This window comes from Sporosarcina newyorkensis, assembly GCF_900167515.1.
GTDB classification, from domain to species: domain Bacteria; phylum Bacillota; class Bacilli; order Bacillales_A; family Planococcaceae; genus Sporosarcina; species Sporosarcina newyorkensis.
Map to the genome: position 1 here is coordinate 596,214 of NZ_FUYJ01000001.1, position 23,268 is coordinate 619,481.

Here is a 23,268-nt window from a genome sequence, read left to right on the forward strand (position 1 = left end):
CTTCATGACAATTGTTATGATCTCTTATATATTTATAGTAACGTCACTCACTTACTTTTTCCGTTAACCTATTAACATCTTTTATCTTTTCAGTTGCTGTCGATTACTATTAGTCCACTTAAATAGAAAACGCTCTCCATTTACTAGAGAGCGCTTACATATTCTAATAGCTTTTTCGGACACCGAATAAACAGCTTACCTTCTTTTTTTATTATAAGTTTCTTTTCATTCCATTCCTTTGTAATTTTATAAATTGTTATACGCGTCAAGCCCGTGTAATTCGTTAGTTGTTGTTGATTAAGAGGGATTTCATAATGATTATTTTCACGGCAAATGCCTATCAATAAATGTGCTAACTGTTCTTCTACAGAAAGAGATTTATACTGAATAATATCGCCAAGTTGTTTTAACTTATCGATTACTGAACTATAAAACATATTCCGAACACTTTTATCTTTCATAACTAGCTCTTGAATTTTATTATATTCCAAGTAGTAAATGACTGAGTTTTCCATTGTGATAGCAGATGAAACATAACATTTACGATCTATTGATAATTCACCGAATGTTTTTCCGCTATCAACAAGTTCAAGTATCCTTTCTTTTCCTTCGAACACTTTCATGCTCATTTTTACCATGCCGTCTGCAACATAATAAAATCCAGCGCCTTTTGTTCCTTGTTCATACACCACTGTATTCTTTTTTAAAAACATTCTCTTACCTTCTTTAAGATACGAATCAAACATAAAAACCCTCCTATACGATTGGTAGAAAAGTCATTTGTAAAACACTATACATACGCAAACGATGAGGACAACTATTTGACTGAAAGTTCTAGTATATTAAATTATATTCGATTTACATACAATATTGTAGTTATCAGTATTATCTGATAAAATAAAGTAAAATGTACCAATTCTTTATGCAGTGTTTTCTATCCATTTCTTAATAGAGGTGATAACTGTTGAATGAACAGCAATATACTTGGAAAAATATTATTAATAGTGGATACGGAAAAAGGATTGATGTTAATAAAAACACTGTATTATTTCGTCAAGGTGAAATTGGTCAAGGCTTCTACTATCTTGAAAAAGGCGAAGTGAGAATCAGTCTTTTATCCAACCAAGGAAGCGAGAGGGATATCGATTATGTAATGCCAGGGGATTTACTAGGAGAACAAGGCTTTAATCATAATCCCTACTTTACCACAGCATCAAGTACTATTCCTTCAACGCTTTATTTTTTTTCAAAAAAAGATTTTGATCTTCTTTGTGTAGATATTCCAGAAGCCGCCAATATGTTGATGAATTCTTTAATAGTAAAAGTCCGGTTGTTGGCAGAGACAACATCCATTCTAAATGCACCGGCTGACTATAGACTAGCTCATCTTCTGTATAAGCTTCACTTACGAGAAAATGATTTTAAAGTAAAATTAAGCCAAGTTTCTCTAGCTCGCTTTATCGGTACATCCCGGGTTACCGTCTATAAGATAATCAATCAATGGAAAGCAGAAGAAATGATTTATTATGACCAGGGCTACATTCATTTTCTAGATATTACTAAGCTTAAGTATTTTTTAGATAACGCTCTTTATAGTTCGTCGAAATAAAAATAATCAATATAACTTTTAGACTTTGTGTCAGTATAATTGATAGGTTCACCGCGTTACTGTCTTTATAGTTTTGCAATTTCGTGGATGAATAGTTTTCATAAGGTCTCCAAAAAGCATTCTACCTTCCATCCAAATCGCTAAATACTTGCTTTCCTCTACAAAAAAATCTTCCATTCAGCTGAATTGGAAGATAATTTCGTGTCTATTTATAGGTAAACATGCTGGGAAAGATTACGATCCCAAGTAGTTTTAGTTCTCGCATGGACTAATGTCTCTCCGTGCTGTAGCAATTGCAATCGATCACTAGGCAGTTTTTTTTGATCCCACTCTGCCAGCAGTCGATTCAGTGCTTCTTCTGTCGTATCGTCCGCTAAACGAAAAGCCCCGTAATGCATCGGTATAAAAATCTTTGCGTCTACATCAAGAAAAGCCTGCACTGCTTCTTCAGGCGTTACATGCTGTGTACCCATAAACCATTCTGGTTCGTACGCTCCAATCGGCATAAGGGCATAGGTGATATCTGGGAATCTCTCTCCAACTTCACGGAAGCCTTGAAAATATCCACTGTCTCCTGCAAAGTAGATCGCATCGTTCTCTTGCATCCCTTCGGCTAAAGCCGCTTCAGAACGTTTGATTACCCACCCTCCCCAATGGGACGAATTCGTGTCAGACAGCGTGCGACGATTCCAGTGCTGAGCAGGCACAAAGTGGAATTCAACGGAATCAATCTTGACATATCCCCACCACGGCAGCTCATGTACAATTTTTCCAGGCATTATCTTTTGCATTTTACGACCGAAACCTTCTGGTACGAGAACGGTTGGCGAGCCTTTGAGTTTTTTCAACGAGGGAACATGCAGATGATCATAATGCGCATGTGAAAGTAAAATAACATCTATGGACGGCATTTCTTCCAAAGCAATGCCCGGTTCTTCAAGTCTTGGACTGAACCCCATTTTTTTTGCCCATACAGGATCCGTTACAATCGTCAGCCCAGCGATTTGCAGTAGGAATGTCGAATGGCCAATCCATGTAAGCGTTGTTTCGTTTTTATTACTTCTCAAAAATTCCTGTTGTTTACATTCTGCCTGGCCGATCCGATAACTTTGATCTTTTTTCTTTCCCATTCGCTCTTTTTTCCAACTTATAACATCTTTCAGTGAACTGATTGTTGCTGTTGGATCTGAATTTTGATATTTTTTTCGAGCCACTAATAATCACTCCTTCTTATCCTTAATTTTGTAGGACAAGTGTTTAAACTATATATAAAAAAGAACGTCGATTTCTTAACGTTCTTTCATCGTTCGTATTACATCTCCGGTGGACCTACGCGAAACCTTATGTGTCAATATATACAGTATTGTTTGTATACCTAAATAAAAATCTTTAAAAAAATAATCTAAGTCCGTGTCTTCCCAGCTGCTTTATACATGTTTCAAATGGATCTTTATGGTTAATTAACAAGCATAATATTAAATATCTGTTCCTAGCGTCAAACCTCCATCAACAACAATTTCAGTTCCATTACAATAAGCGCTCTGATCGGAAGCAAGAAAAGCAATTACATTGGCAATATCATTCGCCTTTCCCATTCTCCCTAAAGGGATGGCATCACGATCTAAATTTAATGTATTGTTACTGACCATATCTGTCTCAATAACACCTGGATGGACTACATTTACTCTAATTCCCTTTCTGCCTAATTCTATTGCAGCTGATTTCGAAAGGTTGGAAACTGCTGCCTTTGTAGCGGCATAAGCTGCGGATTGATTAATTGGTGCAAAAGAAGATATGGAAACATTATTGATAATTGACCCATTTTGTTGTTTTTGCATAAATGGAGCAACTGCCTTTATTCCTCTAAAAACCCCCAACTGATTCACATTGATTAATTCTTGAAAGTCTTCAACGGTAGTATCTAATATTGGTTTTTTCATAAAAACTCCAGCATTATTAACAAGTACATCCACCTTTTTATAAGTAGAAATAATAGAGTTCACAGCAGATATCCAATCTTCTTCCTTCGTTACATCTAATTGTAGCGGAAGGCATTTATCCTCTCCAATTTCTAATGAGAGAGCCTTCACTTTTTCTATATCCCTTGCGCCTAAGGCAACTTTTGCTCCAAGTGATGCTAAATGTTTCGCTATGTCCCTTCCCTGCCCCCTATTTGCTCCAGTTACTAACACAACTTTTCCTGTTAAATCAGGCATAACTAATTCCCCTTTACAGTAAAATACATTTTAATTTTTCAAAAACTTATATTAATATTCGCAGCATCTTAACAAAGAGATTAACTATGTCCATACTAACATAAATTCATAGAATAAAAGGATACCGCACGTAAGATATTCATGATGACAATAATTCAGTATCTCATTACTACAACAGTAAACGAGTGGAAAAGTTCCTGTTGTTATACAGATGATATATACGATAATTTATCGGAACAAACAAGTGAGGATTTTAAAATATAACTATGTATTTACAGAAAGTATATCTAAAAAAAACAAAAATGACCACAAACGCTATTATATCAACGTTTGTGGTCTTCTTTGATTTTCTTATCGTATTCCATTTTTACTCAAAAACGTCCCAGGAGGGATTCGAACCCCCGACCGACGCCTTAGAAGGGCGTTGCTCTATCCAGCTGAGCTACTGAGACAAACACCTGAATAACTCAGGCACAAGAACTATTATAGGCATGACTTAAATAAAAGTCAACACTATATTTTATTTTTCTAAAACTATTTGATCTACTAGATGATTTTGCATAGTATAAAAGTTGACTGTGTACTTTTCTCCTGTCTCAATCACCGCATATGTTGCTTCCCTGCCGCCGCGTGGCTGTGTTGTGCTGCCAGGATTGACGAATAATATACCGTTGATCAGTTCCGCTCCATATAAATGAGAATGGCCGAATAACGCGACGGTCGCTTGCTGTTCGGCTGCCGCATAAGAAAGTGTCAGTAAAGAGCGCTTCACGTCATGTTCATGGCCGTGTACAGCAAATACTGATTCATCCCCTATTTTCACTAACAGAGAGGCTGGTAGACGGCTGTCGAGGTCGCAGTTGCCTCGAACACAATGTAAATCTGCAAGCAAGGGATGATCTGCTGCTAATTCGCTATCTCCACAATGAAACATAGCATCTGCAGGCAAAGCGGCAATCTGTTGAACAGTTGCCGTATCGCCATGTGAATCACTTAATACAATAATTTTCATTCATTATCACCTAAACTTTTAAGGAATTCTGGAAGTTGTTCTTTTAACTGGGCTAACGCCGCACCCCGATGAGAGATTGCGCTTTTTTCTTCGGCTGTCAACTGAGCCATCGTCTTCTCTTTTTTTGGCACATAAAATACAGGATCATAGCCGAAACCGTTTATGCCTTGTCTTTCTGCCGTAATAACCCCCTCACAGCTGCCAGAGAAAGTCGTTGTTTCTACACCAGGCCCAGCAATCGCCAACACACATCTAAAACGCGCCTGACGATCAGCTGCAGGCAGATCAGAAAGATTTTCCAGCAACTTATCGATATTCGCTTCATCGTTTGACGGTTCGCCCGCATAGCGTGCAGAGTAGACGCCTGGCTCTCCTTTTAGGGCGTCTACCTCCAATCCGCTGTCGTCTGCTATGACCACCTTATCGAGCATGTTCGCTACCGTTTCGGCCTTCAAGATCGCATTCTCCGCAAACGTCGTGCCCGTTTCTTCCACATCGATTGATTCGTCTAGATCCTGTAAAGTAAAAACCTTAATTCCAAGAGGGCTAAACAGCACCTCAAAATCCTTCGCTTTTCCGCGGTTATTTGTCGCAATCAATACTTCTTTCATTGTGCATCGCCTGCCCGCTGTCCGACTTTATTCGCTAGCTCCCCTAACGTTTCTTTTTGAATCTTGATCAACCGTTCGATTCCCTGTTCTGCAAGTGTTAATAGGTCATTCATCTCTGCTCGTGAGAACGTAGCTTCTTCCCCTGTACCTTGGAGTTCGACAAATTGTCCTTCTCCTGTCATTACGACATTCATATCGACGTCTGCCGATGAATCCTCTACATAGTCAAGATCCGTAATGAGTTGTCCGTCCGCAAGCTTACCAACGCTTGTAGCCGCTAGAAAATCACGAACCGGGAAAGTCGGCAATTGCTTTTCGACCTGCAATTTATTCGCAGCAATCACTAACGCAACAAACGCGCCGGTAATGGAAGAAGTCCGTGTGCCGCCATCAGCTTGGATCACGTCACAATCAATCCAAATCGTCCGTTCACCGATTGCATCCAAATCTACAACCGCACGTAAAGCACGGCCGATCAAACGTTGGATTTCCATTGTGCGGCCGCCTACCTTACCGCGAGAAGATTCACGGATTGTCCGCTGTCCTGTTGCCCGCGGAAGCATGGAATACTCCGCTGATATCCAGCCTTTTCCGCTGCCTCGTAGAAATGGTGGTACCCGATCTTCAATCGTAGCCGTACAAATCACTTTCGTATTTCCAACTGAGATCAACACCGAGCCTTCCGGGTGGATTAAATAATCTTTCTCTATCGTCACTGTACGAATATCTTCAGTTGTTCTGCCATCATGTCGCATGCTATTTCCTCCGTTATGTACCATTTTTATTATTTTGTCCATATAAATAAACATTCAACCTATCTTACCATAAGAACAGTAAAAACCCGAAAACGAGTAACTGTTTTCGGGTGAATTCCGCTATTCTCAAAACTGTATCGTGCGTACATCCGGTTTCTGAATGCTCAGCCAATCTTCAACGATTAACTGAAACTTTTCTTTTAAACCGGTCGTATAGAAAATCGGTTCTACTGCGGAGACAGACAACATCTGCTGCTTGCGTAAAATACTTTCAACGTCCGCAACGGTTTCCACAGCAGAAGAAATAATACGCTTCTGCTGTTGGAAATGCTCTTCGATATGTTCTTGCAGTAACGGGTAATGCGTACAGCCAAGTATGACCGTATCAAACGACTCTTTGTGCAATGGCTGTAAGGTTTGATCCACAATTACTTTGGCTGCTGGAGAGCGATACTCCCCATTTTCAACGATCGGAACAAACTCAGGACAAGCCAATGAATGGACCGTTGCGTCAGGCTGCTGCATATGAATTGCTTGATCATACGCCTTACTTTTCACTGTGCCAAGAGTACCTAATACTGCAATCTCGCTAGTTTGAGACGCCTTTAAAGCCGCTCTTGCTCCTGGCTGAATAACGCCGATCACCGGAAAGTCGAATTGATGTCGGACTTCCTCTAAAGCAATCGCAGTCGCTGTATTACATGCTATCACTAACATTTTAATGCCCATATCTGCCAAACTCTTCACCATATCCATGGTAAATTCCAACACTTCCTCTGATGGTCTTGGCCCATATGGACAACGTGCATCATCGCCAATGTAAATAATGGGTTCATTCGGTAAAAACTTTCGCAACTCTCGTACGACCGTTAAACCGCCGACACCCGAATCAATAACTCCAATAGGTGCATTCACTATAATCCCTCAATCTCTAGTCATCTCTTCATGTAATTTAGCTAGCAGAGCCGAAAATTGTTCAATTTCCTGCTTATCATGATTTTTGAGTACTTCCTGCAAATACTGCTGCCTTTTTTCTATGACTTCCTCAATGATTCGTTCTCCTTCTGGTAACAAATGAACCCGAACAACCCGTCGATCTTTGTCATCGCGTACTCGTTTCACCAACTGACTGCTTTCCATTCGGTCCACCAAGTCCGTTGTCGTACTGAATGCCAAAAACATTTTATTGGATAAGTCACCGATCGTCATATCTCCGTGCTCCAGCAGCCATTGAAGAGCGCTAAATTGAGGAGGCGTTATCGTATAATTTTTTAAGATTTTACGTCCTTGCTCTTTGATGATCGCTGCAACATGCCGCAGATCTTTTTCCATCAATGCGATCCCATGCAACAGGCTTTTCTGTTCGTTCGACAAAAAATCAGCTCCCTGAAATGATTCCTGTCTTTTCATTGTACCTTTTTCAATGATGAACGCAACAGTTTTTCATGCAATCTACCAGCAGAGAGGGATTTGTGGACACCTATTGATCAAAAATACGCCAAATTTCATACGCTTTCAATAAAAATTAGTTCAAACGCAATTCACCCAACCGAAGTAATTCTACAATTGCTTGCGCCCGGCCCGATACACCAAGCTTTTGAATTGTATTCGAAATGTGATTCCGGACAGTTTTTTCACTGATCGTCAACTGCCCTGCAATTTCTTTTGTGGTAAAGTCTTCAACGAGTAAAGTAAATATTTGTCGTTCTCGATTCGTCAATAAAGAACGGTTTTGCATTTCATCCAAGATGCGCCCCTCCTCTTTACGCTTTCCACATAAGATATGTGAGCGCGGGCGCGTCTGTGTAGGCTTTTACGAGTTTTGCAAGTATACTTCCAGTTCTTCTTCCGACCATGCCACAGGCTGTCCGGACTTTCGGTTGATTTGCACGACTGTCCCCCTGCCCGTAAAGACAATTTCATCGTGTTCATTTTTCCCCATATAATGCAGATCCATTGAGCTATTTCCCATCTTGTGGGTTTTCACAAAGACCCTTAGCTTTTCGTCAAAGAAGACTTGTTTCCTGTAATCACATTGCAAATCAGCGACGATCGGAATTGTCTCCCCTTTCGGATTCATCCACTTCTCCATACAGTTCAAAGACTTAAAATATTCTATGCGTGCGTATTCAAAGTACGTAAAAACAGACGTATTATTCAAATGTCCGTACATATCCGTCTCAGAGAAACGCACCGATACTTCTGAAAAGAACTGAAAATCCTCTTTCCATTTATCCAAATCCTCAATATAGTTTGCTTTCATATCAAAATACCCCCTTATAGAAGTGAATGAATATTCATTCTTTTATTATATCAAAAAAATGGTAGACGTCAACCAACTTGGCTACGAGTGGTTGGCACTGCCTTACCTTTAATCAATCATTTTAGGACAAATAAAAGACGACTTACCTATTAGGCAAGTCGTCTTGTTTTGATATTAGTCTACTTGATGGTCACTTCCGAAGAAGTTCTTGAACATCTGAATTGTTGTTGCTCTACCGATTGCACCGATAGATGTAGTCAATGGAATACCTTTAGGGCAAGCAACTACACAGTTTTGTGAGTTACCACACTCTGTGATTCCACCGTCTGACATGACTGTTGCCAAACGCTCGTCTTTGTTCATCGCACCTGTTGGGTGAGAGTTGAATAGACGAACCTGTGACATCAAAGCAGGTCCCATGAAATTCGTCTTGTCGTTTACGTTCGGACAAGCTTCCAGACATACACCGCATGTCATACACTTAGATAACTCATACGCCCATTGACGTTTACGCTCAGGCATACGTGGACCTTCACCTAAATCATACGTACCGTCGATTGGTACCCACGCTTTAATTCGCTTCAATGAATCAAACATGAATTCACGGTCCACGATCAAGTCACGGACAACTGGGAATGTACGCATTGGCTCTAGTTTAATTGGCTGTGTCAACTGATCGACTAGCGCTGTACAAGATTGACGCGGGCGACCGTTGATTACCATGGAACATGCACCACATACTTCTTCCAAACAGTTCATATCCCAGTTAACAGGTGTTGTTTTTTCACCTTTTGCGTTCACTGGATTCCGTCTGATTTCCATTAGCGCCGAAATAACGTTCATATTCGGACGGTAAGGAATCTCAAACTTTTCCATGTATGGCGTTGAAGTAGCAGTGTCCTGACGCTGAATCTCAAACACGACTGTCTTAGTTGCAGTTGCTGTTTGTTGTTCACTCACTTTGGTCAATCTCCTTTCTTCGCTGAATAATCGCGTTTACGTGGAGGAATTAGGGAAACATCTACATCTTCATACGTTATGATCGGTGCAGATACTCCGTCAAATTTCGCCATTGTTGTCTTCAAGAAGTTCTCGTCATCACGATTCGGGAACTCAGGCTTATAATGTGCACCACGGCTTTCATCACGGTTCAATGCGCCTAATGTGATAACACGAGCTAGGTATAGCATGTTTTTCAACTGACGAGTAAACATTGCGCCTTGGTTAGACCACTGTTGTGTATCCGTCATGCTGATATTTTCATAGCGCTTAAGCAACTCGACAATCTTCTCGTCAGTTTCTTTTAACTTATCATTAAAACGAACAACTGTAACATTATCAGTCATCAATTCGCCAAGCTCTCTGTGGATGACATACGCATTTTCCGTACCATCCATTTTGAGCAAGTCTTCCCATTTTTGCTGCTCTTCTTTAACTGCTTCATCATAAATAGTTTCAGGCAGTTCGTCAGCTGTACGCTTCAAGTGCTTCATATAATCGATAGCGTTTGGTCCTGCGACCATCCCGCCATAGATTGCAGATAGCAATGAGTTCGCACCTAGGCGGTTTGCTCCGTGCTGAGAATAATCACACTCCCCAGCAGCAAATAGTCCTGGAATGTTCGTCTGCTGATGATCGTCAACCCATAGTCCACCCATTGAATAGTGAACAGCCGGGAAGATTTTCATTGGCAATTTACGAGGGTCGTCCCCTGTGAATTTCTCATAAATCTCGATGATCCCACCAAGTTTGATATCCAATTCTTTAGGGTCCTTGTGAGAAAGGTCCAAATACACCATGTTCTCTCCATTGATACCTAATTTTTGGTTTACGCAGACATCAAAAATCTCACGTGTCGCGATATCACGTGGAACCAAGTTACCGTAATCGGGATACTTTTCCTCTAGGAAGTACCACGGCTTACCATCTTTATAAGTCCAAACTCGTCCACCTTCACCACGTGCGGATTCACTCATTAGACGAAGTTTGTCATCGCCAGGAATCGCAGTCGGGTGAATTTGGATGAATTCTCCGTTTGCATAATATGCACCTTGCTGATAGACGATTGAAGCTGCAGAACCTGTATTGATTACAGAGTTTGTTGATTTACCGAAAATAATTCCAGGTCCGCCTGTCGCCATGATAACAGCATCCGCTTTAAATGCTTGGATTTCCATGGTCTTTAAGTCTTGCGCTCTAATCCCACGGCAAATTCCCTCTTCGTCAGTGATGATTCCAAGGAATTCCCAGTGCTCATACTTTTTCACTAACCCTGCTACCTCGTGTGAACGAACTTGTTCATCAAGAGCATACAGTAATTGTTGTCCTGTTGTAGCACCTGCATAAGCTGTACGGTGGTGAAGTGTACCACCGAAACGACGGAAATCCAAAAGACCTTCTGGTGTACGGTTGAACATAACGCCCATACGGTCTAATAAATGGATGATCCCAGGAGCTGCTGCCGTCATTGCTTGCACTGGTTTTTGATTCGCTAGGAAGTCTCCGCCGTAAACCGTATCATCAAAGTGAATATCGACTGAGTCGCCTTCACCTTTCGTGTTAACAGCACCGTTAATGCCACCTTGGGCACATACGGAGTGGGAACGTTTCACTGGAACTAGCGAGAACAAGTCAACCGGTGTGCCAGCTTCTGCTGCTTTGATGGTAGCCATTAAACCAGCTAACCCTCCACCGACGACAATCAATCTGCCTTTTGCCATTATTGTTTCACTCCTCAATTATACATGTTTTCATAAGTTAGTTGATTAAACGAAAGCTAAAAGTGCTTGAATTCCGATTACTGAAAGTACTAAGAATACTATCATTGTAATATAAGAAACGATTTTTTGTGAATTTGGTGATTGAGCGATACCCCAAGTGACACAGAAAGACCAAAGTCCGTTTGCCAAGTGGAAAGTCGCAGATAGGATTCCAACAATATAGAATACAAGCATAAGTGGATTCGATAAGATATCCGCCATCATGTTATAGTCTACTGTTGCACCAAGAGCTTTTTGGATACGTGTTTCATACACGTGCCATGCGATGAAGATCACTAGGAATACGCCAGTAAAACGTTGCAGCGTAAACATCCAGTTACGGAATGTGCCGTAATGGTTCACGTTATATTTCGCAGAAAAAGCTATGTACACTCCATAAAAAGCGTGGAACATTAATGGAATATAGATGATGAACCATTCCAAGAATGTAACAAATGGCAAGTTGCCCATAAAGTTAGATGCAGTGTTGAATGCTTCTTCACCGCGCGTTGCAAAGTGGTTGATGACTAAGTGTTGGGCAACAAATAGTCCGACTGGAATAACACCTAACAACGAATGTAGTCGGCGCAAGAAAAAATCTGATTCTTTCGACAAGTCTTTTACCCTCCCTTATTTCTGAGATTTCCCTGACAAGAATTGCAGATTCTCTATTTAGCTGCACTTCCTCGGTATCTCTCTTCGTGGTACAATATGATAACATGTACATTGTACTCCTCTGTATGTGGCAGGTCAAGATGCTGTCTACTTTTTATAATTTATTGCGATTTTTCCGAAAACTGCTCTGATCCTGTTCATATCTATTTCCGAAAGGATTGTAAACTATTGAATACTCAACAAACACCAGCCACAAACTTTGGCTACAATCTGCTGCGGGATCATTTACTGCCCACGTTACTAGGCAAGCACGAAGACGACATATTGTATTGGCTTGGTAAAGACATGGCCAGAAAGTTTCCTATCTTGTCGCTCGATGAGTTACCCGCCTTTTTTGCAGAAGCCGGTTGGGGACAATTGGCAATTGAAAAGACTGTTAAGCAAGAAACACATTATACATTACATAATAGTAGCTTACTTGAACTTTCAGGTGGTTCTTGCTCGCTCGAGGCAGGTTTTCTGGCCGAACAGCATCAAAAGGTCAACGGCTATTTGACCGAATGTTACGGTCAGAAAATGCCCAAAGAAAATCATATTCATTTCATCGTGAAAGGTGATCCTAAATCACCCGTATAATAAGGAAGGGGCCACTTAGATTACGTGGCCACTTTTTATCATTGTTGTTGAAAATGCGCGATGAGTCCTTCTGCTACTTTTGCAGGGAGACCAGCTTCTTTTAACTGTTCAGCTGTTGCTTCGCGAATGGCTTTTACTGTTTTAAAGTGCTTAAGCAGCTGCTGTTTGCGTTTCGGTCCTACTCCCTCTATGCCATCCAACGAAGAGGTTAGTGAAGAAGCCCCTCTACGCTGTCGGTGGAAAGTAATCGCGAAACGGTGGACCTCATCTTGAATTCGTTGCAGCAGATAAAATGCCTCACTCGTTTTCTTCAGCGGTACAATCTCAGGCGGACTGCCATACAGCAATTGTGCCGTATTGTGCTTATCATCTTTCGCAAGACCTGCAATCGGAATAAACAAGCCAAGTTCATCCTCTAAAACTTCCCTAGCAATCTCCATTTGCCCTTTTCCGCCATCAATGACGATCAAGTCGGGAAGCGGGAGATGATCTTTCAGTACCCGGGTATAGCGTCTTCTAATTACTTCACGCATCGCACCGTAGTCGTCATGAGCGGCAGCTGTCTTCGTCTTATACTTTCTATAATCCTTGCGATTCGGTCTACCATCTATAAATGAAATCATTGCAGACACTGGTTCTACACCGTGAGTATGCGAGTTATCAAATGCTTCGATCCGCAATGGCGTGCTTATGGCCATAGCTTCACCTAATTCTTCACAAGCCCCGATTGTTCGTTCTTCCTGCCGTTCAATCAATTGAAACTTTGCACGCAATGCAATCGATGCATTTTTTTCAGCCAACTTCACAAGATCTTTCTTTTTCCCACGCTGCGGCACATAGACATTTGTGTTAAGCAATTGTTCAGCAAGCGTTATATCTACCGTTTCAGGCAGGAGAACTTCTTTTGGCAGCAAATGTTGTGTTTCCCCATAAAATCGGCCGAGGAACGTCAATAATTCATCTTCGGCGTCTTTATAAGCGGGAAAGATTGAAACATCGCGCTCGATCAATTTTCCTTGACGTACGAAAAATACTTGAACACACATCCACCCTTTATCCACTGCATAGCCGAAAATGTCACGGTCTGTGAAGTCATTTGTATTCACATTCTGTTTTTCCATGACGGCTTCGATATTCGTGATCTGATCGCGGTATTCTTTTGCCCGCTCAAATTCCAACTCTAAAGAAGCTTCATTCATCTTCTCCTGAAGTTCTTTTTTCATTTCTTTGTAGCCACCATTCAGGAAACGTGTAATGTCATTGACCATCTCATGATAGGCTTCTGCAGGAACTTCTTTGATGCACGGCGCCAAGCACTGGCCGATGTGGTAATATAGGCAAGCCCGAGTCGGGATATTTTGGCACTTTCGGTAGGGATAGAGGCGATCCAAGAGCTTTTTCGTCTCATGGGCTGCTGTTGCGTTTGGATAGGGACCGAAGTACTTGCCCGATTTCTTATTCACTTTGCGTGTGATGATAAGTTTCGGATGCCGTTCATTCGTTATCTTCAAATAAGGATAGGTCTTGTCATCTTTTAGCATGATATTGTACTTCGGGTCATGCTTTTTGATTAAGTTCAATTCAAGGACGAGTGCCTCGATTTCCGTATTGGTAATAATATATTCAAAGTCCTCTATTTCTCCGACCAGGCGCTGCGTTTTGCCGTCGTGTGAGCCCGTGAAGTAACTACGAACACGATTTTTCAGCACTTTGGCTTTTCCGACATAGATAATGGTCCCTTGCCGATCCTTCATTAAATAGCAGCCAGGGAGATCAGGGAGGATCGATAGTTTATGTTCAATTATTTCATTCATCATTTTCACCTACTAAAAGACCGGGTGGCTGAAGTAGCTCCCGGTCTCTTGTATTTACGCGTGTTTTTCAACTAGTTGTGCAAGTGCTTCCTTCGGTTGGAATCCTACAACCTTCTCCGCTACTTCTCCATCTTTAAATAGAAGGAGAGTTGGAATGGACATAATTCCAAACTGGCTTGCTGTTGCTTGGTTATCGTCCACGTTAACTTTAACGATATTCGCTTTACCTTCAACTTCACCTGAAAGTTCTTCTAGCACTGGAGCGATCATTTTACAAGGACCACACCAAGGTGCCCAAAAGTCTACAAGTACTACGCCTTCTTTAACATTTTCAGCAAAATTCGCATCTGTTGCATTAATAATTGCCATCTGTTATTGCCTCCTTTTAAATACGACTATATTCGCATTATATCATGGAGGTTTCATAGGGGCTAAACAAATGCTTATAACGCCTTTTGATTAGCTAGCTTTTAATTTCTTTATTTCTTCAATCATGATTGGAATGATTTCAAAAATATCTCCTACAATACCATAGTCTGCAATTTTGAAAATATTCGCTTCTGGATCTTTATTGATCGCGACAATAACTTTTGAGTTTGACATCCCGGCAACGTGCTGGATTGCACCTGAAATACCCGCTGCGATATATAGATCTGGAGTGACGACCTTACCTGTTTGACCAATTTGCAACGAATAATCACAGTAATCCGCATCACACGCACCACGTGAAGCACCAACTGCCCCTCCAAGGAGGTTAGCCAACTCTTTCAACGGCTCGAATCCTTCTGTTCCTTTTACGCCGCGTCCACCTGCTACAATGACTTTCGCTTCTGACAAATCCACACCTTCTGTAGACTTTCGAACAACGTCTTTGATCACTGAACGTAAATTGGTAATTTCGACACTTTTCGCAGATACGTCGATTGTACGGCTTGCATCGTGTTCAAGTGGCTCGATGTTGTTCGGACGTATGCTGATGAACAACAAACCTTCTTTAATTTCCACTTTTTCAAACGCTTTACCGGAGTAAATTGGGCGGATGAATTCTGCATCATCGCCTTCTCCTTCGATTTTTGTCACGTCTGAAATCAATCCAGATGCTAGTTTACTAGCGATTTTGGGAGATAAGTCTTTCCCCATTGCCGTGTGACCAAAGACAATCCCCTCTGGTGATTCATCTTCATATACAGCCATGAATGCCTGTCCGTATCCATCAGATGTATAATGCTTCAAATGTGGGTGCTCCACCGTAACCACACGGTCCGCTCCATAATGAATCATTTCTTCCCCTAATGACTGGACTTGGTCTCCTATTAAGACAGCGACAACTTCCCCGCCGCCTGATATTTTCTTTGCTGCAGCAACCGTCTCAAATGACACGTTACGCAGTTCGCCATCGCGTGCTTCACCTAAAACCAAAATTTTCTTTGACATAATGTAGTCCCTCCTAATACAGTTCTATGAGAATTAAATTACTTTCGCTTCAGAATGCAATAATTTCACGAGCTCAGCTGCTTGATCTGCTGGTTCACCTTCAAGGATACGTCCTGCCGCTTTTTCAGGTGGTAAGAAAACGTCTTTTGTTTCTGTCTTCGCTTCCACATCGTCTTCTTCCAAGTCTAAATCATCGAACTCCAACTCTTCTAATGGTTTCTTCTTTGCTTTCATAATTCCTGGCAGAGAAGGGTAACGAGGTTCGTTGAGTCCTTGCTGAGCTGTTACAAGAAGTGGCAAAGAAGTTTCAATTGTTTCAGAATCCCCTTCTACGTCACGTACAACTGTTACATTGGTGCCGTCCACCGTTAGTTCTGTAATTGTCGTTACATAATTAATACCTAATAATTCCGCTACACGAGGACCAACTTGTCCTGAACCGCCGTCAATTGCTACGTTACCTGCAAGAATGATATCTGCATCCTTATCTTTCAAGTAATCTGCAATTATTTTAGCAGAAGTAAATTCATCCACTTCATCGATGTCATCTTCAACGTTGATCAAGACCGCTTTGTCTGCGCCCATAGCTAATGCAGTACGCAATTGCTTCTCAGCATCTTCTTCACCGATTGAAATGACCGTTACTTCACCGCCATGTTCGTCGCGGAGTTGAATCGCTTCTTCCACAGCGTACTCATCGTATGGATTGATGATGAATTCTGCGCCGTCTTCTGAAATAGCACCGTTTGAAATCGAGATTTTTTCTTCCGTATCAAATGTTCTTTTTACTAATGCATAAATGTTCATTAATAGAACCTCCTATTCAATAATTACTTTCCAGTAAATGCAGGTTGACGCTTTTCAATAAATGCTTGAATACCTTCTTTTGCATCTTCTGATACAAACACTTCACCGAATGATTTAGCTTCTGCTTCCACTCCATCATAGAAGGACTGGTCTTTTGAATACTTTAGCATCTGCAAAGCATGCTTTACTGCAATCGGGCTTTTCAGTGAAATTTTCTTTGCCAATTTCAATGTCTTGCTTGAAAGTTCTTCATCGGAGTACGCATGATTGGCAAGCCCCCACTTAACAGCTTCTTCACCTGAAATAGGATCACTTGTCAGCATGATTTCTGCTGCTTTTGCGACACCGACCAATCGGGGCAGCCGTTGGGTCCCTGCGAAACCGGGAATAAGCCCTAACTGAAGCTCAGGCAAACCAAGCTTCGCACTTTTTGTAACCAACCGGATATGGCATGCCATAGCTAATTCTAAACCGCCGCCTAGAGCCGCTCCATGTATGGAAGCGATTACAGGTTTCGGAAAATTTTCTAAGCGTTCAAACACTTGCTGTCCTTTGCCAGCAAGCTTAGCGAACGCTTCGCCTGATTCCACTGTCGTAAACTCTTTAATGTCCGCACCTGCGGAGAAAAACCGACCTTCTCCGTAGAGAACGACCACTCGTACATCGGGGTCATTCTCTACTTCGGTTAACAGTTGATCCACTTCTTCAATTATTTTAGAAGATAGTGCATTCGCTGGTGGGTGGTCGATTTTTGCTAATGCAACATGTCCGTCTTTTTCCAATTTAATCAACGCCATCTAGTACATCTCCTTCAAAAAATGTTCTTTTACCGTTGTTGATAACCGCGCAATAACATATTACTCACTTTGGGTGCCAGACTGATCAAATCGTACTTTTGTTCATTCATTACCCAAGAAGTAATGGTCTCATCCATTGTACCGAAGAGCATTTGCCGAGCTAGACGTAAATCGAGTTCAGAAGACAACTCATTTTTCTCTACCCCTTCTTCCAGCAGCTGATCCAGCAAGATCATGTACTCTTTCAATACATTGTTGATCTGGAATCGTAGATCTTTGTTTGACTGTCTTAGTTCCAGCTGTGTGACAATCGCCAGATGAGGATCGTTTTGTAATACCCTAAAATGGTTTTCTACTACTTGAAGTAATTTTTCACTGATAGAAAGATCTTTTGTAAGTATCTCGTTGATGTTTTCTACAAAAATCGCCATTTTTTCTCTGAAGACAGAGATGAGGATATCTTCCTTATTTTTAAAATAAAGATAGATGGTTCCGTCTGCTACTCCGGCTTCCTTCGCAATTTTCGAGACTTGCGCTTGGTGGTATCCATTTTCTGCAATTACGATCACTGCAGCGTCTACAATTTGTTTATATTTAGGTTTTGTTCGTTTAATTTTGTTTCACCACCAAAAAAGAAAATATGAATGATGATTCATTCATATTTTCATAATAATAAACTTTTCAGTTAGAGTCAAGCTTTTTGTTATGAACTTTTTAAAGTGTCTTGGACTTCTGTTTGTTTTTTTCTTTCTTCTTCTACTAATGAACGACGTAAAATTTTGCCAACTGCAGTTTTCGGCAAATCATCCCGGAATTCATATTTCTTAGGAACTTTGAATGCGGCAAGTTGTTTCCTACAATACGTATCCAAATCTTTTTCTGTAACCGATTGACCATCCTTCAAGACAATATACGCCTTCACTGTTTCGCCACGATATGGATCTGGCACGCCAGCTACGATACATTCTTGAATGGCAGGGTGTTCATAGAGCACTTCTTCGATTTCACGTGGATAGATATTGAAACCACTTGCGATAATCATATCTTTTTTGCGGTCTACAATATAGAAGTATCCGTCCTCATCCATATACCCTAAATCACCTGTCAAAAACCAGCCGTCACGGAAAGCTTCAGCCGTATCATCCGGTCTATTCCAGTAACCAGTCATTACTTGTGGACCTTTTACCGCGATTTCTCCAATCTCTCCGACAGGCAATGATTCCGAAGAGCCAGGACCTAAAATGCAAGCATCGGTATCCGGCCAAGGCACACCAATGGAGCCTCTTTTCTCTAGCCCATCCCAAACAAAATTCGCTAAAGCAACCGGTGAAGTCTCCGTCAGTCCGTAACCTTCTACCAGCTTTCCGCCTGTCACCTGTTCGAATTTCTCTTTCACTTCGATAGGCAAGGAGGCTGAACCACTAATACATGCTTTGATTGATGACAAATCATATTTTGACAAATCCGGATGATTTAAAAGACCGATATAAATCGTCGGAGCGCCTGGGAAAAGTGTCGGCTTTTGTTTATCAATTTCTTTCAAAGCCGTTTTAAAATCGAATTTAGGTACCAATACCATCCGATGGCCCTTCATAACCGCAAAGATTAAGACGGTCGTCATACCATAGACATGGAAGAACGGCAAAATTCCCATGATCGTTTCTTTTCCTTCTTCTGTTTCATACAGCCAGGCGTTACACATCTCTGTATTACTGATCAAATTAGCATGCGTCAGCTCTACGCCTTTCGGTGGCCCTGTTGTTCCTCCAGTATATTGCAATAATGCAATATCATCTTTTTCAAAAGTAACATGAATCAGATCAGCTTTCGTCGATTTCATTATTTCTGTATAAAGATGATGGATCCCCCGATGTTCCACCTTAACGGAAAGACCATGTTCTTTCTTCTGAATGAATGGGTAGATGACATTTTTAGGGAAGGGTAAATAGTCTTTGATACCTGTCACGATGATGTGTTCTAAAGAAGTGTCTTTCCTGATTTTCGAGATTCTTGGAAACAAAATGTCAAGCGAGATAATAACCTTTGCTCCCGAATCTGCCATTTGGTAGGTTAATTCACGCTCAGTATACAACGGGTTTGTCTGAACGACAATACCACCTGCATAGAGTATACCATAATACGCCACGGCACCTTGCGGACAGTTAGGCAACATAATCGCCACCCGATCTCCTTTTGCAACCCCAAGCTTCTGCAAATACGTCGCAAACTTCAAAGCAGACTCATGAAACTCTTGAAATGAAACATCTTTCCCCATAAAGTGGATTGCCGTTTTATTGGGATATTTCTTACTGGACCTAGTAAGATAGTCTTGCAATGGAATTTGTTCATATTCCAAAGTCGTCGGAATTTCAGGGGGATAAGCGGACAACCAAGGTTTTTGTGTCATCTTCACAACTCCTCTACATGTAGTTAATTGTTTGAATATTCCTTGTTCATTAGTATATCGATAAATCTTTTAGTTTACAAGATAAATATGAAAGCGCTTTACTCTCCTGTTGAATTAAGAGCTATTTTAAATGGTTTGTCTACGTTAATTGCGAATTATGACTAGACAGACAAGAGCCCTTGCTTTTCATTCTATTAGGTGCAAGTGGTTTTTATGACTAACTTTACTACTTGGAGGGACTATCTGATAAGTTGATTAATTAATAGTTCACATGTTTTTTGTAATTTTTATTTTAAATGCAACAAAAATAAAACGAATGCAACCGATGGGTTCTTTTGGCCAAGTGAGTGCGGCATGAGTGTATCCATGGGGATTTGCCCGGAAGGCGGGGCGACTCTGGGAGGATCAGCGTAACAGGTGAGACCGCCAGGGAGCTTGCGACGGCGGGCTCACCGCGCGCCCTCCAGAACGCGTCCCCGTCTGGAGGGCAAATCCCGAGCAACACACCTTTTCCTCCACACTTTCGTTCTTTTTGCAAAACAGGACATGAATTATTTGGAGTGAAGCAAAAACACGCCAAGACAACTGTCAAGGCGTGTTTTTGAAGAGCCAATATACCCCTATTAGAACGAAAAGTATACAGACCGCGAATAAAATTTTAATCAATCTTTCCATAATACGCTATCTCCTAAGATATACTGGCTCCTATAACAAAGGACAGACCAACCGAAATACAAAGGGAAATGAAGCCGACCGAACGATTATCTGCTTGAATCTCTTCATCCACTTTGAATTTTGGCGTCAGGAACTCGAACAAAAGGTAGGCAAAGATGAGCAATGTAAAGCCATACAACCCCCAGCCCATCATTTGCGGCAAGCTATTATGCTGCTCAATGGAATAGCGAAAAATATTAGCCACTCCAAAGATTTTCCCGCCCGTTGCCATAGCAACCGACAGATTACCTTTTCGAATTTCTTCCCAGTTTTTATATTTTGTTACGATTTCAAATAAAACCATGGAGACGATCAGACATAGAACGACGACACTGAAGTAACCTGCAGTCTCTACTAATGGATGACCCCAAAAACCAGTATTATTCATGTATTCGGCACCTTCTTTATGTTCTCTTGCATGTCATACGGTTCAGGCAGCCGAAAAGTTTCATTTTATTTTAATTCTACGATTGTAACACCGTGACCGCCTTCTCCCGCCTCGCCAAAGCGATAGGAATTGACGCGGGAATGTTTTTTCAAATACTGTTGGACACCTTTTTGCAGTGCGCCTGTCCCTTTTCCATGAATGATTGAGACTTGATGATAATTGGACAACAATGCATCATCAATATATTTTTCCGTTCGCGCAATCGCATCTTCATAACGCTCCCCGCGCAGATCTAGTTCCAGTTTTACATGACCTGAACGCCCCCGGACGGCTGCAGAGGTCACTTGTTTCTTCTCTTTCTCAGGTTTTACATATTCCAAACCTAATTCCGGCAACTTCATTTTCAAGATTCCTATTTCGACGACCCATTCTTTATCCGAGACTTTCTCAACGAGCGTACCCTTTTGTCCGTATGCCAGCACTTTTACCTCATCGCCCTTTTGCAATGGACGAGGAGCTGCTTTTGCCTTGATGGCTTTCTTTTTCTTTTCAGCAGGCGTAGCACTTTCAAGCCGTTTTCTCGCTTCAATTAGTTCGTGTTCTTTCACACTTGCCCCTGCATTCATTCGTAACGCACGTAAGTCAGAAATAACGGCTTCAGATTCGGATTTTGCTTTTTCCACGATCTTTTTCGCCCGTTCTTTTGCAGCTTCCGTCAAGCGCTCTTTCTGTTCTTCAAATTCTGCCAGCTTCGCATTCAATTCCTTCTTTAATTGTTCTGTTTCAAGAAGTAAATCATGCGTGCGTTCAGCATCTTTTTCAGACTGCACCCGACTGGTCTCTAGAGAAGCAATCATCGAATCCACTTCGCCGCGATCCTCACCTGTAAACCCTTTTGCTCGATCAATAATATGATTATGCAAACCGAGTCGTTTCGATATTTCGAACGCATTGCTTCGACCGGGAACGCCGATCAGCAGACGATACGTAGGGCTTAATGTATCGATATCGAATTCCACGCTGGCATTTGCGACACCCGGACGATTATAGCCATACGCCTTTAGTTCAGGATAGTGAGTCGTTGCCATTACACGCGCGCCGCTGCCATGCACTTCATCCAAAATCGAAATGGCCAGTGCTGCTCCTTCTTGAGGATCTGTCCCTGAGCCTAGCTCGTCAAATAATAGTAATGACCGGTCATCGAACTTCTTCAAAATGTCTACGATATTGACCATATGAGAAGAAAATGTACTCAAACTTTGCTCGATAGACTGCTCGTCTCCAATATCGGCATAAATCGAATCAAAGACCGCAATTTCAGAACCGTCCAATACAGGGATTGGCAGTCCAGATTGGGCCATCAGTGTACATAAGCCCACGGTTTTTAGTGTAACTGTCTTACCTCCTGTATTCGGTCCTGTAATGACGATTGTCGTGATATCTTGGCCGAATTCAATCGTATTGGCAACCGCTTCTTCAATTGGCAACAGCGGATGACGCGCTTTTGTAAGACGCATATACCCGTCTGCGTTTACAGCAGGTTTGGTACATTTATTCGCCGTTCCATACTTCGCTTTCGCCAAGATCACATCAATTTCCGCCAATAGCTGCACTAACGTAAAGAGGTCATGTGCCACTTCCCGGACACTGGCGGATAATGCGAGCAAGATCTTCTCGATTTCTTCCTGCTCTTTCACTTTTAAACTGCGGATTTCATTATTCGCTTGAACGACAGCGTCCGGCTCGATAAATAAAGTCTGACCTGAAGAAGACATGTCGTGAATAACACCGCCATAATGCGAGCGATATTCTGCCTTGACAGGGATAACATACCGATCGTTACGGATTGTTACGATTGCATCGGACAGCATTTTCGCTGCATTCTTCCCTCTCGTATAACTTTCAAGCCGTTCGCGCACTCGACTTTCTTGCACGCGTAAGCTTTGACGAATCGATCGCAATGCCGAAGAAGCACTATCAACTACTCGTCCATTATCATCAATCGCGGCATTGATCTCATGCTCAACACCCGTCAAAATCGGCATTGCTTCTTTGCGGGCAATTAAATGAGGAATGTTAATTTCTCCTTCTGCAGTTACAGCCTCCAAGAACTGGCGTAAGATTCGGCTTGCACGTATAGTATCCGCAATTTCCACAAGCTCCATAGCACTCAGCATTCCGCCGATTTGCGCACGTTTCGCATGTGGTCGGATGTCATGAATTCCCCCCATCGGGACATTCCCTCGAATACGTAACAAAGCAAGTCCCTCATCCGTTTCTTCCAATAAACGCCGAACATCTTCCAGTTCACGTGAAGGCGTAAGTTGTTCTACGTGTGCTCTTCCCGCTACTGATGTACAGTGCGTCGCGACTTGCTGAATTATTTTATTAAATTCAAGTGTTTTTAAGACACGTTTTTCCAACGTCTCAC

General features: G+C 41.7%; 24 protein-coding genes and 1 tRNA gene. 2 read left to right on the forward strand and 23 right to left on the reverse strand.

All coding sequences use genetic code 11. The features are described 5' to 3' along the window. Positions 1 to 143 precede the first annotated feature (143 nt). Positions 144 to 746, reverse strand: coding sequence for a Crp/Fnr family transcriptional regulator (locus B5D59_RS03195; protein ID WP_009497560.1), 603 nt, complete (start codon positions 744 to 746; stop codon positions 144 to 146). A gap of 218 nt (positions 747 to 964) precedes the next feature. Here B5D59_RS03195 and B5D59_RS03200 point away from each other — a divergent pair, with 218 nt between their 5' ends. Then, positions 965 to 1,609 (forward strand): Crp/Fnr family transcriptional regulator, encoded by a 645-nt coding sequence (locus B5D59_RS03200; protein ID WP_078816830.1) that lies wholly within the window; start codon positions 965 to 967, stop codon positions 1,607 to 1,609. A 209-nt stretch (positions 1,610 to 1,818) separates the two neighbouring features. Here B5D59_RS03200 and B5D59_RS03205 read toward each other — a convergent pair whose 3' ends face one another. From B5D59_RS03205 to B5D59_RS03265, 13 genes are all read right to left on the reverse strand, one after another. Then, complete coding sequence (locus B5D59_RS03205) at positions 1,819 to 2,823, reverse strand: MBL fold metallo-hydrolase (protein WP_078816831.1); 1,005 nt, start codon at positions 2,821 to 2,823, stop codon at positions 1,819 to 1,821. A gap of 261 nt (positions 2,824 to 3,084) precedes the next feature. Then, positions 3,085 to 3,825 (reverse strand): SDR family NAD(P)-dependent oxidoreductase, encoded by a 741-nt coding sequence (locus tag B5D59_RS03210; protein WP_078816832.1) that lies wholly within the window; start codon positions 3,823 to 3,825, stop codon positions 3,085 to 3,087. A gap of 378 nt (positions 3,826 to 4,203) precedes the next feature. Then, a tRNA-Arg gene (locus B5D59_RS03215) sits at positions 4,204 to 4,277 on the reverse strand. 68 nt (positions 4,278 to 4,345) lie between these two features. Next, complete coding sequence (locus tag B5D59_RS03220) at positions 4,346 to 4,837, reverse strand: metallophosphoesterase (protein ID WP_078816833.1); 492 nt, start codon at positions 4,835 to 4,837, stop codon at positions 4,346 to 4,348. Continuing rightward, positions 4,834 to 5,448 carry an XTP/dITP diphosphatase gene (locus tag B5D59_RS03225; RefSeq protein WP_078816834.1) on the reverse strand — a complete coding sequence of 205 codons (615 nt, stop codon included), beginning with the start codon at positions 5,446 to 5,448 and terminating at the stop codon, positions 4,834 to 4,836. Before B5D59_RS03225 ends, B5D59_RS03220 begins: the two co-directional genes overlap by 4 nt. Beyond that, positions 5,445 to 6,203 (reverse strand): ribonuclease PH, encoded by a 759-nt coding sequence (gene rph, locus B5D59_RS03230; protein ID WP_040759228.1) that lies wholly within the window; start codon positions 6,201 to 6,203, stop codon positions 5,445 to 5,447. Before rph ends, B5D59_RS03225 begins: the two co-directional genes overlap by 4 nt. Positions 6,204 to 6,329: 126 nt before the next feature. Further along, positions 6,330 to 7,118, reverse strand: a complete 789-nt coding sequence (racE, locus tag B5D59_RS03235; protein ID WP_078816835.1) for a glutamate racemase — start codon at positions 7,116 to 7,118, stop codon at positions 6,330 to 6,332. 9 nt (positions 7,119 to 7,127) lie between these two features. Further along, positions 7,128 to 7,535 (reverse strand): MarR family winged helix-turn-helix transcriptional regulator, encoded by a 408-nt coding sequence (locus tag B5D59_RS03240; protein ID WP_050804706.1) that lies wholly within the window; start codon positions 7,533 to 7,535, stop codon positions 7,128 to 7,130. A gap of 193 nt (positions 7,536 to 7,728) precedes the next feature. Further along, positions 7,729 to 7,941: a helix-turn-helix domain-containing protein gene (locus tag B5D59_RS03245; RefSeq protein WP_040759620.1), complete on the reverse strand. Its 213-nt coding sequence runs from the start codon at positions 7,939 to 7,941 to the stop codon at positions 7,729 to 7,731. A gap of 75 nt (positions 7,942 to 8,016) precedes the next feature. Next, the gene (locus B5D59_RS03250; protein WP_078816837.1) at positions 8,017 to 8,466 is read right to left on the reverse strand and encodes an acyl-CoA thioesterase; all 450 of its coding nucleotides are present in this window, start codon (positions 8,464 to 8,466) and stop codon (positions 8,017 to 8,019) included. 174 nt (positions 8,467 to 8,640) lie between these two features. Then, positions 8,641 to 9,435 carry a succinate dehydrogenase iron-sulfur subunit gene (sdhB, locus tag B5D59_RS03255; protein ID WP_009497573.1) on the reverse strand — a complete coding sequence of 265 codons (795 nt, stop codon included), beginning with the start codon at positions 9,433 to 9,435 and terminating at the stop codon, positions 8,641 to 8,643. After that, positions 9,432 to 11,186 carry a succinate dehydrogenase flavoprotein subunit gene (gene sdhA, locus B5D59_RS03260; protein ID WP_009497574.1) on the reverse strand — a complete coding sequence of 585 codons (1,755 nt, stop codon included), beginning with the start codon at positions 11,184 to 11,186 and terminating at the stop codon, positions 9,432 to 9,434. The genes sdhB and sdhA overlap by 4 nt, the downstream gene beginning before the upstream one ends. 45 nt (positions 11,187 to 11,231) lie before the next feature. Then, positions 11,232 to 11,840, reverse strand: a complete 609-nt coding sequence (locus B5D59_RS03265) for a succinate dehydrogenase cytochrome b558 subunit (RefSeq protein WP_009497575.1) — start codon at positions 11,838 to 11,840, stop codon at positions 11,232 to 11,234. A 228-nt stretch (positions 11,841 to 12,068) separates the two neighbouring features. Here B5D59_RS03265 and B5D59_RS03270 point away from each other — a divergent pair, with 228 nt between their 5' ends. Next, complete coding sequence (locus B5D59_RS03270) at positions 12,069 to 12,476, forward strand: YslB family protein (protein ID WP_078816838.1); 408 nt, start codon at positions 12,069 to 12,071, stop codon at positions 12,474 to 12,476. A 38-nt stretch (positions 12,477 to 12,514) separates the two neighbouring features. Here the strand turns inward: B5D59_RS03270 and uvrC are convergent, their stop codons facing one another. From uvrC to B5D59_RS03315, 9 genes are all read right to left on the reverse strand, one after another. Next, the gene (gene uvrC, locus B5D59_RS03275; protein ID WP_009497577.1) at positions 12,515 to 14,290 is read right to left on the reverse strand and encodes an excinuclease ABC subunit UvrC; all 1,776 of its coding nucleotides are present in this window, start codon (positions 14,288 to 14,290) and stop codon (positions 12,515 to 12,517) included. A 54-nt stretch (positions 14,291 to 14,344) separates the two neighbouring features. Then, positions 14,345 to 14,659 carry a thioredoxin gene (gene trxA, locus B5D59_RS03280; protein ID WP_009497578.1) on the reverse strand — a complete coding sequence of 105 codons (315 nt, stop codon included), beginning with the start codon at positions 14,657 to 14,659 and terminating at the stop codon, positions 14,345 to 14,347. Positions 14,660 to 14,749: 90 nt separating this feature from the next. Then, positions 14,750 to 15,724, reverse strand: a complete 975-nt coding sequence (locus tag B5D59_RS03285; RefSeq protein WP_078816840.1) for an electron transfer flavoprotein subunit alpha/FixB family protein — start codon at positions 15,722 to 15,724, stop codon at positions 14,750 to 14,752. A 33-nt stretch (positions 15,725 to 15,757) separates the two neighbouring features. Then, positions 15,758 to 16,531, reverse strand: coding sequence for an electron transfer flavoprotein subunit beta/FixA family protein (locus tag B5D59_RS03290; RefSeq protein WP_009497580.1), 774 nt, complete (start codon positions 16,529 to 16,531; stop codon positions 15,758 to 15,760). A 23-nt stretch (positions 16,532 to 16,554) separates the two neighbouring features. Beyond that, the gene (locus B5D59_RS03295) at positions 16,555 to 17,328 is read right to left on the reverse strand and encodes an enoyl-CoA hydratase (RefSeq protein ID WP_078816841.1); all 774 of its coding nucleotides are present in this window, start codon (positions 17,326 to 17,328) and stop codon (positions 16,555 to 16,557) included. Between the two features lie 29 nt (positions 17,329 to 17,357). After that, entirely contained in the window at positions 17,358 to 17,942 is a 585-nt protein-coding gene (locus tag B5D59_RS03300; RefSeq protein ID WP_040759231.1) for a fatty acid metabolism transcriptional regulator FadR, read from the reverse strand. 89 nt (positions 17,943 to 18,031) lie between these two features. After that, positions 18,032 to 19,735, reverse strand: a complete 1,704-nt coding sequence (locus tag B5D59_RS03305) for a long-chain-fatty-acid--CoA ligase (RefSeq protein ID WP_078816842.1) — start codon at positions 19,733 to 19,735, stop codon at positions 18,032 to 18,034. Between the two features lie 688 nt (positions 19,736 to 20,423). Continuing rightward, positions 20,424 to 20,837 (reverse strand): DUF350 domain-containing protein, encoded by a 414-nt coding sequence (locus B5D59_RS03310; protein WP_009497584.1) that lies wholly within the window; start codon positions 20,835 to 20,837, stop codon positions 20,424 to 20,426. A 65-nt stretch (positions 20,838 to 20,902) separates the two neighbouring features. Further along, on the reverse strand, positions 20,903 to 23,260 hold the full coding sequence (locus B5D59_RS03315) for an endonuclease MutS2 (RefSeq protein WP_078816843.1): 2,358 nt from the start codon (positions 23,258 to 23,260) through the stop codon (positions 20,903 to 20,905). Positions 23,261 to 23,268 lie beyond the last annotated feature (8 nt).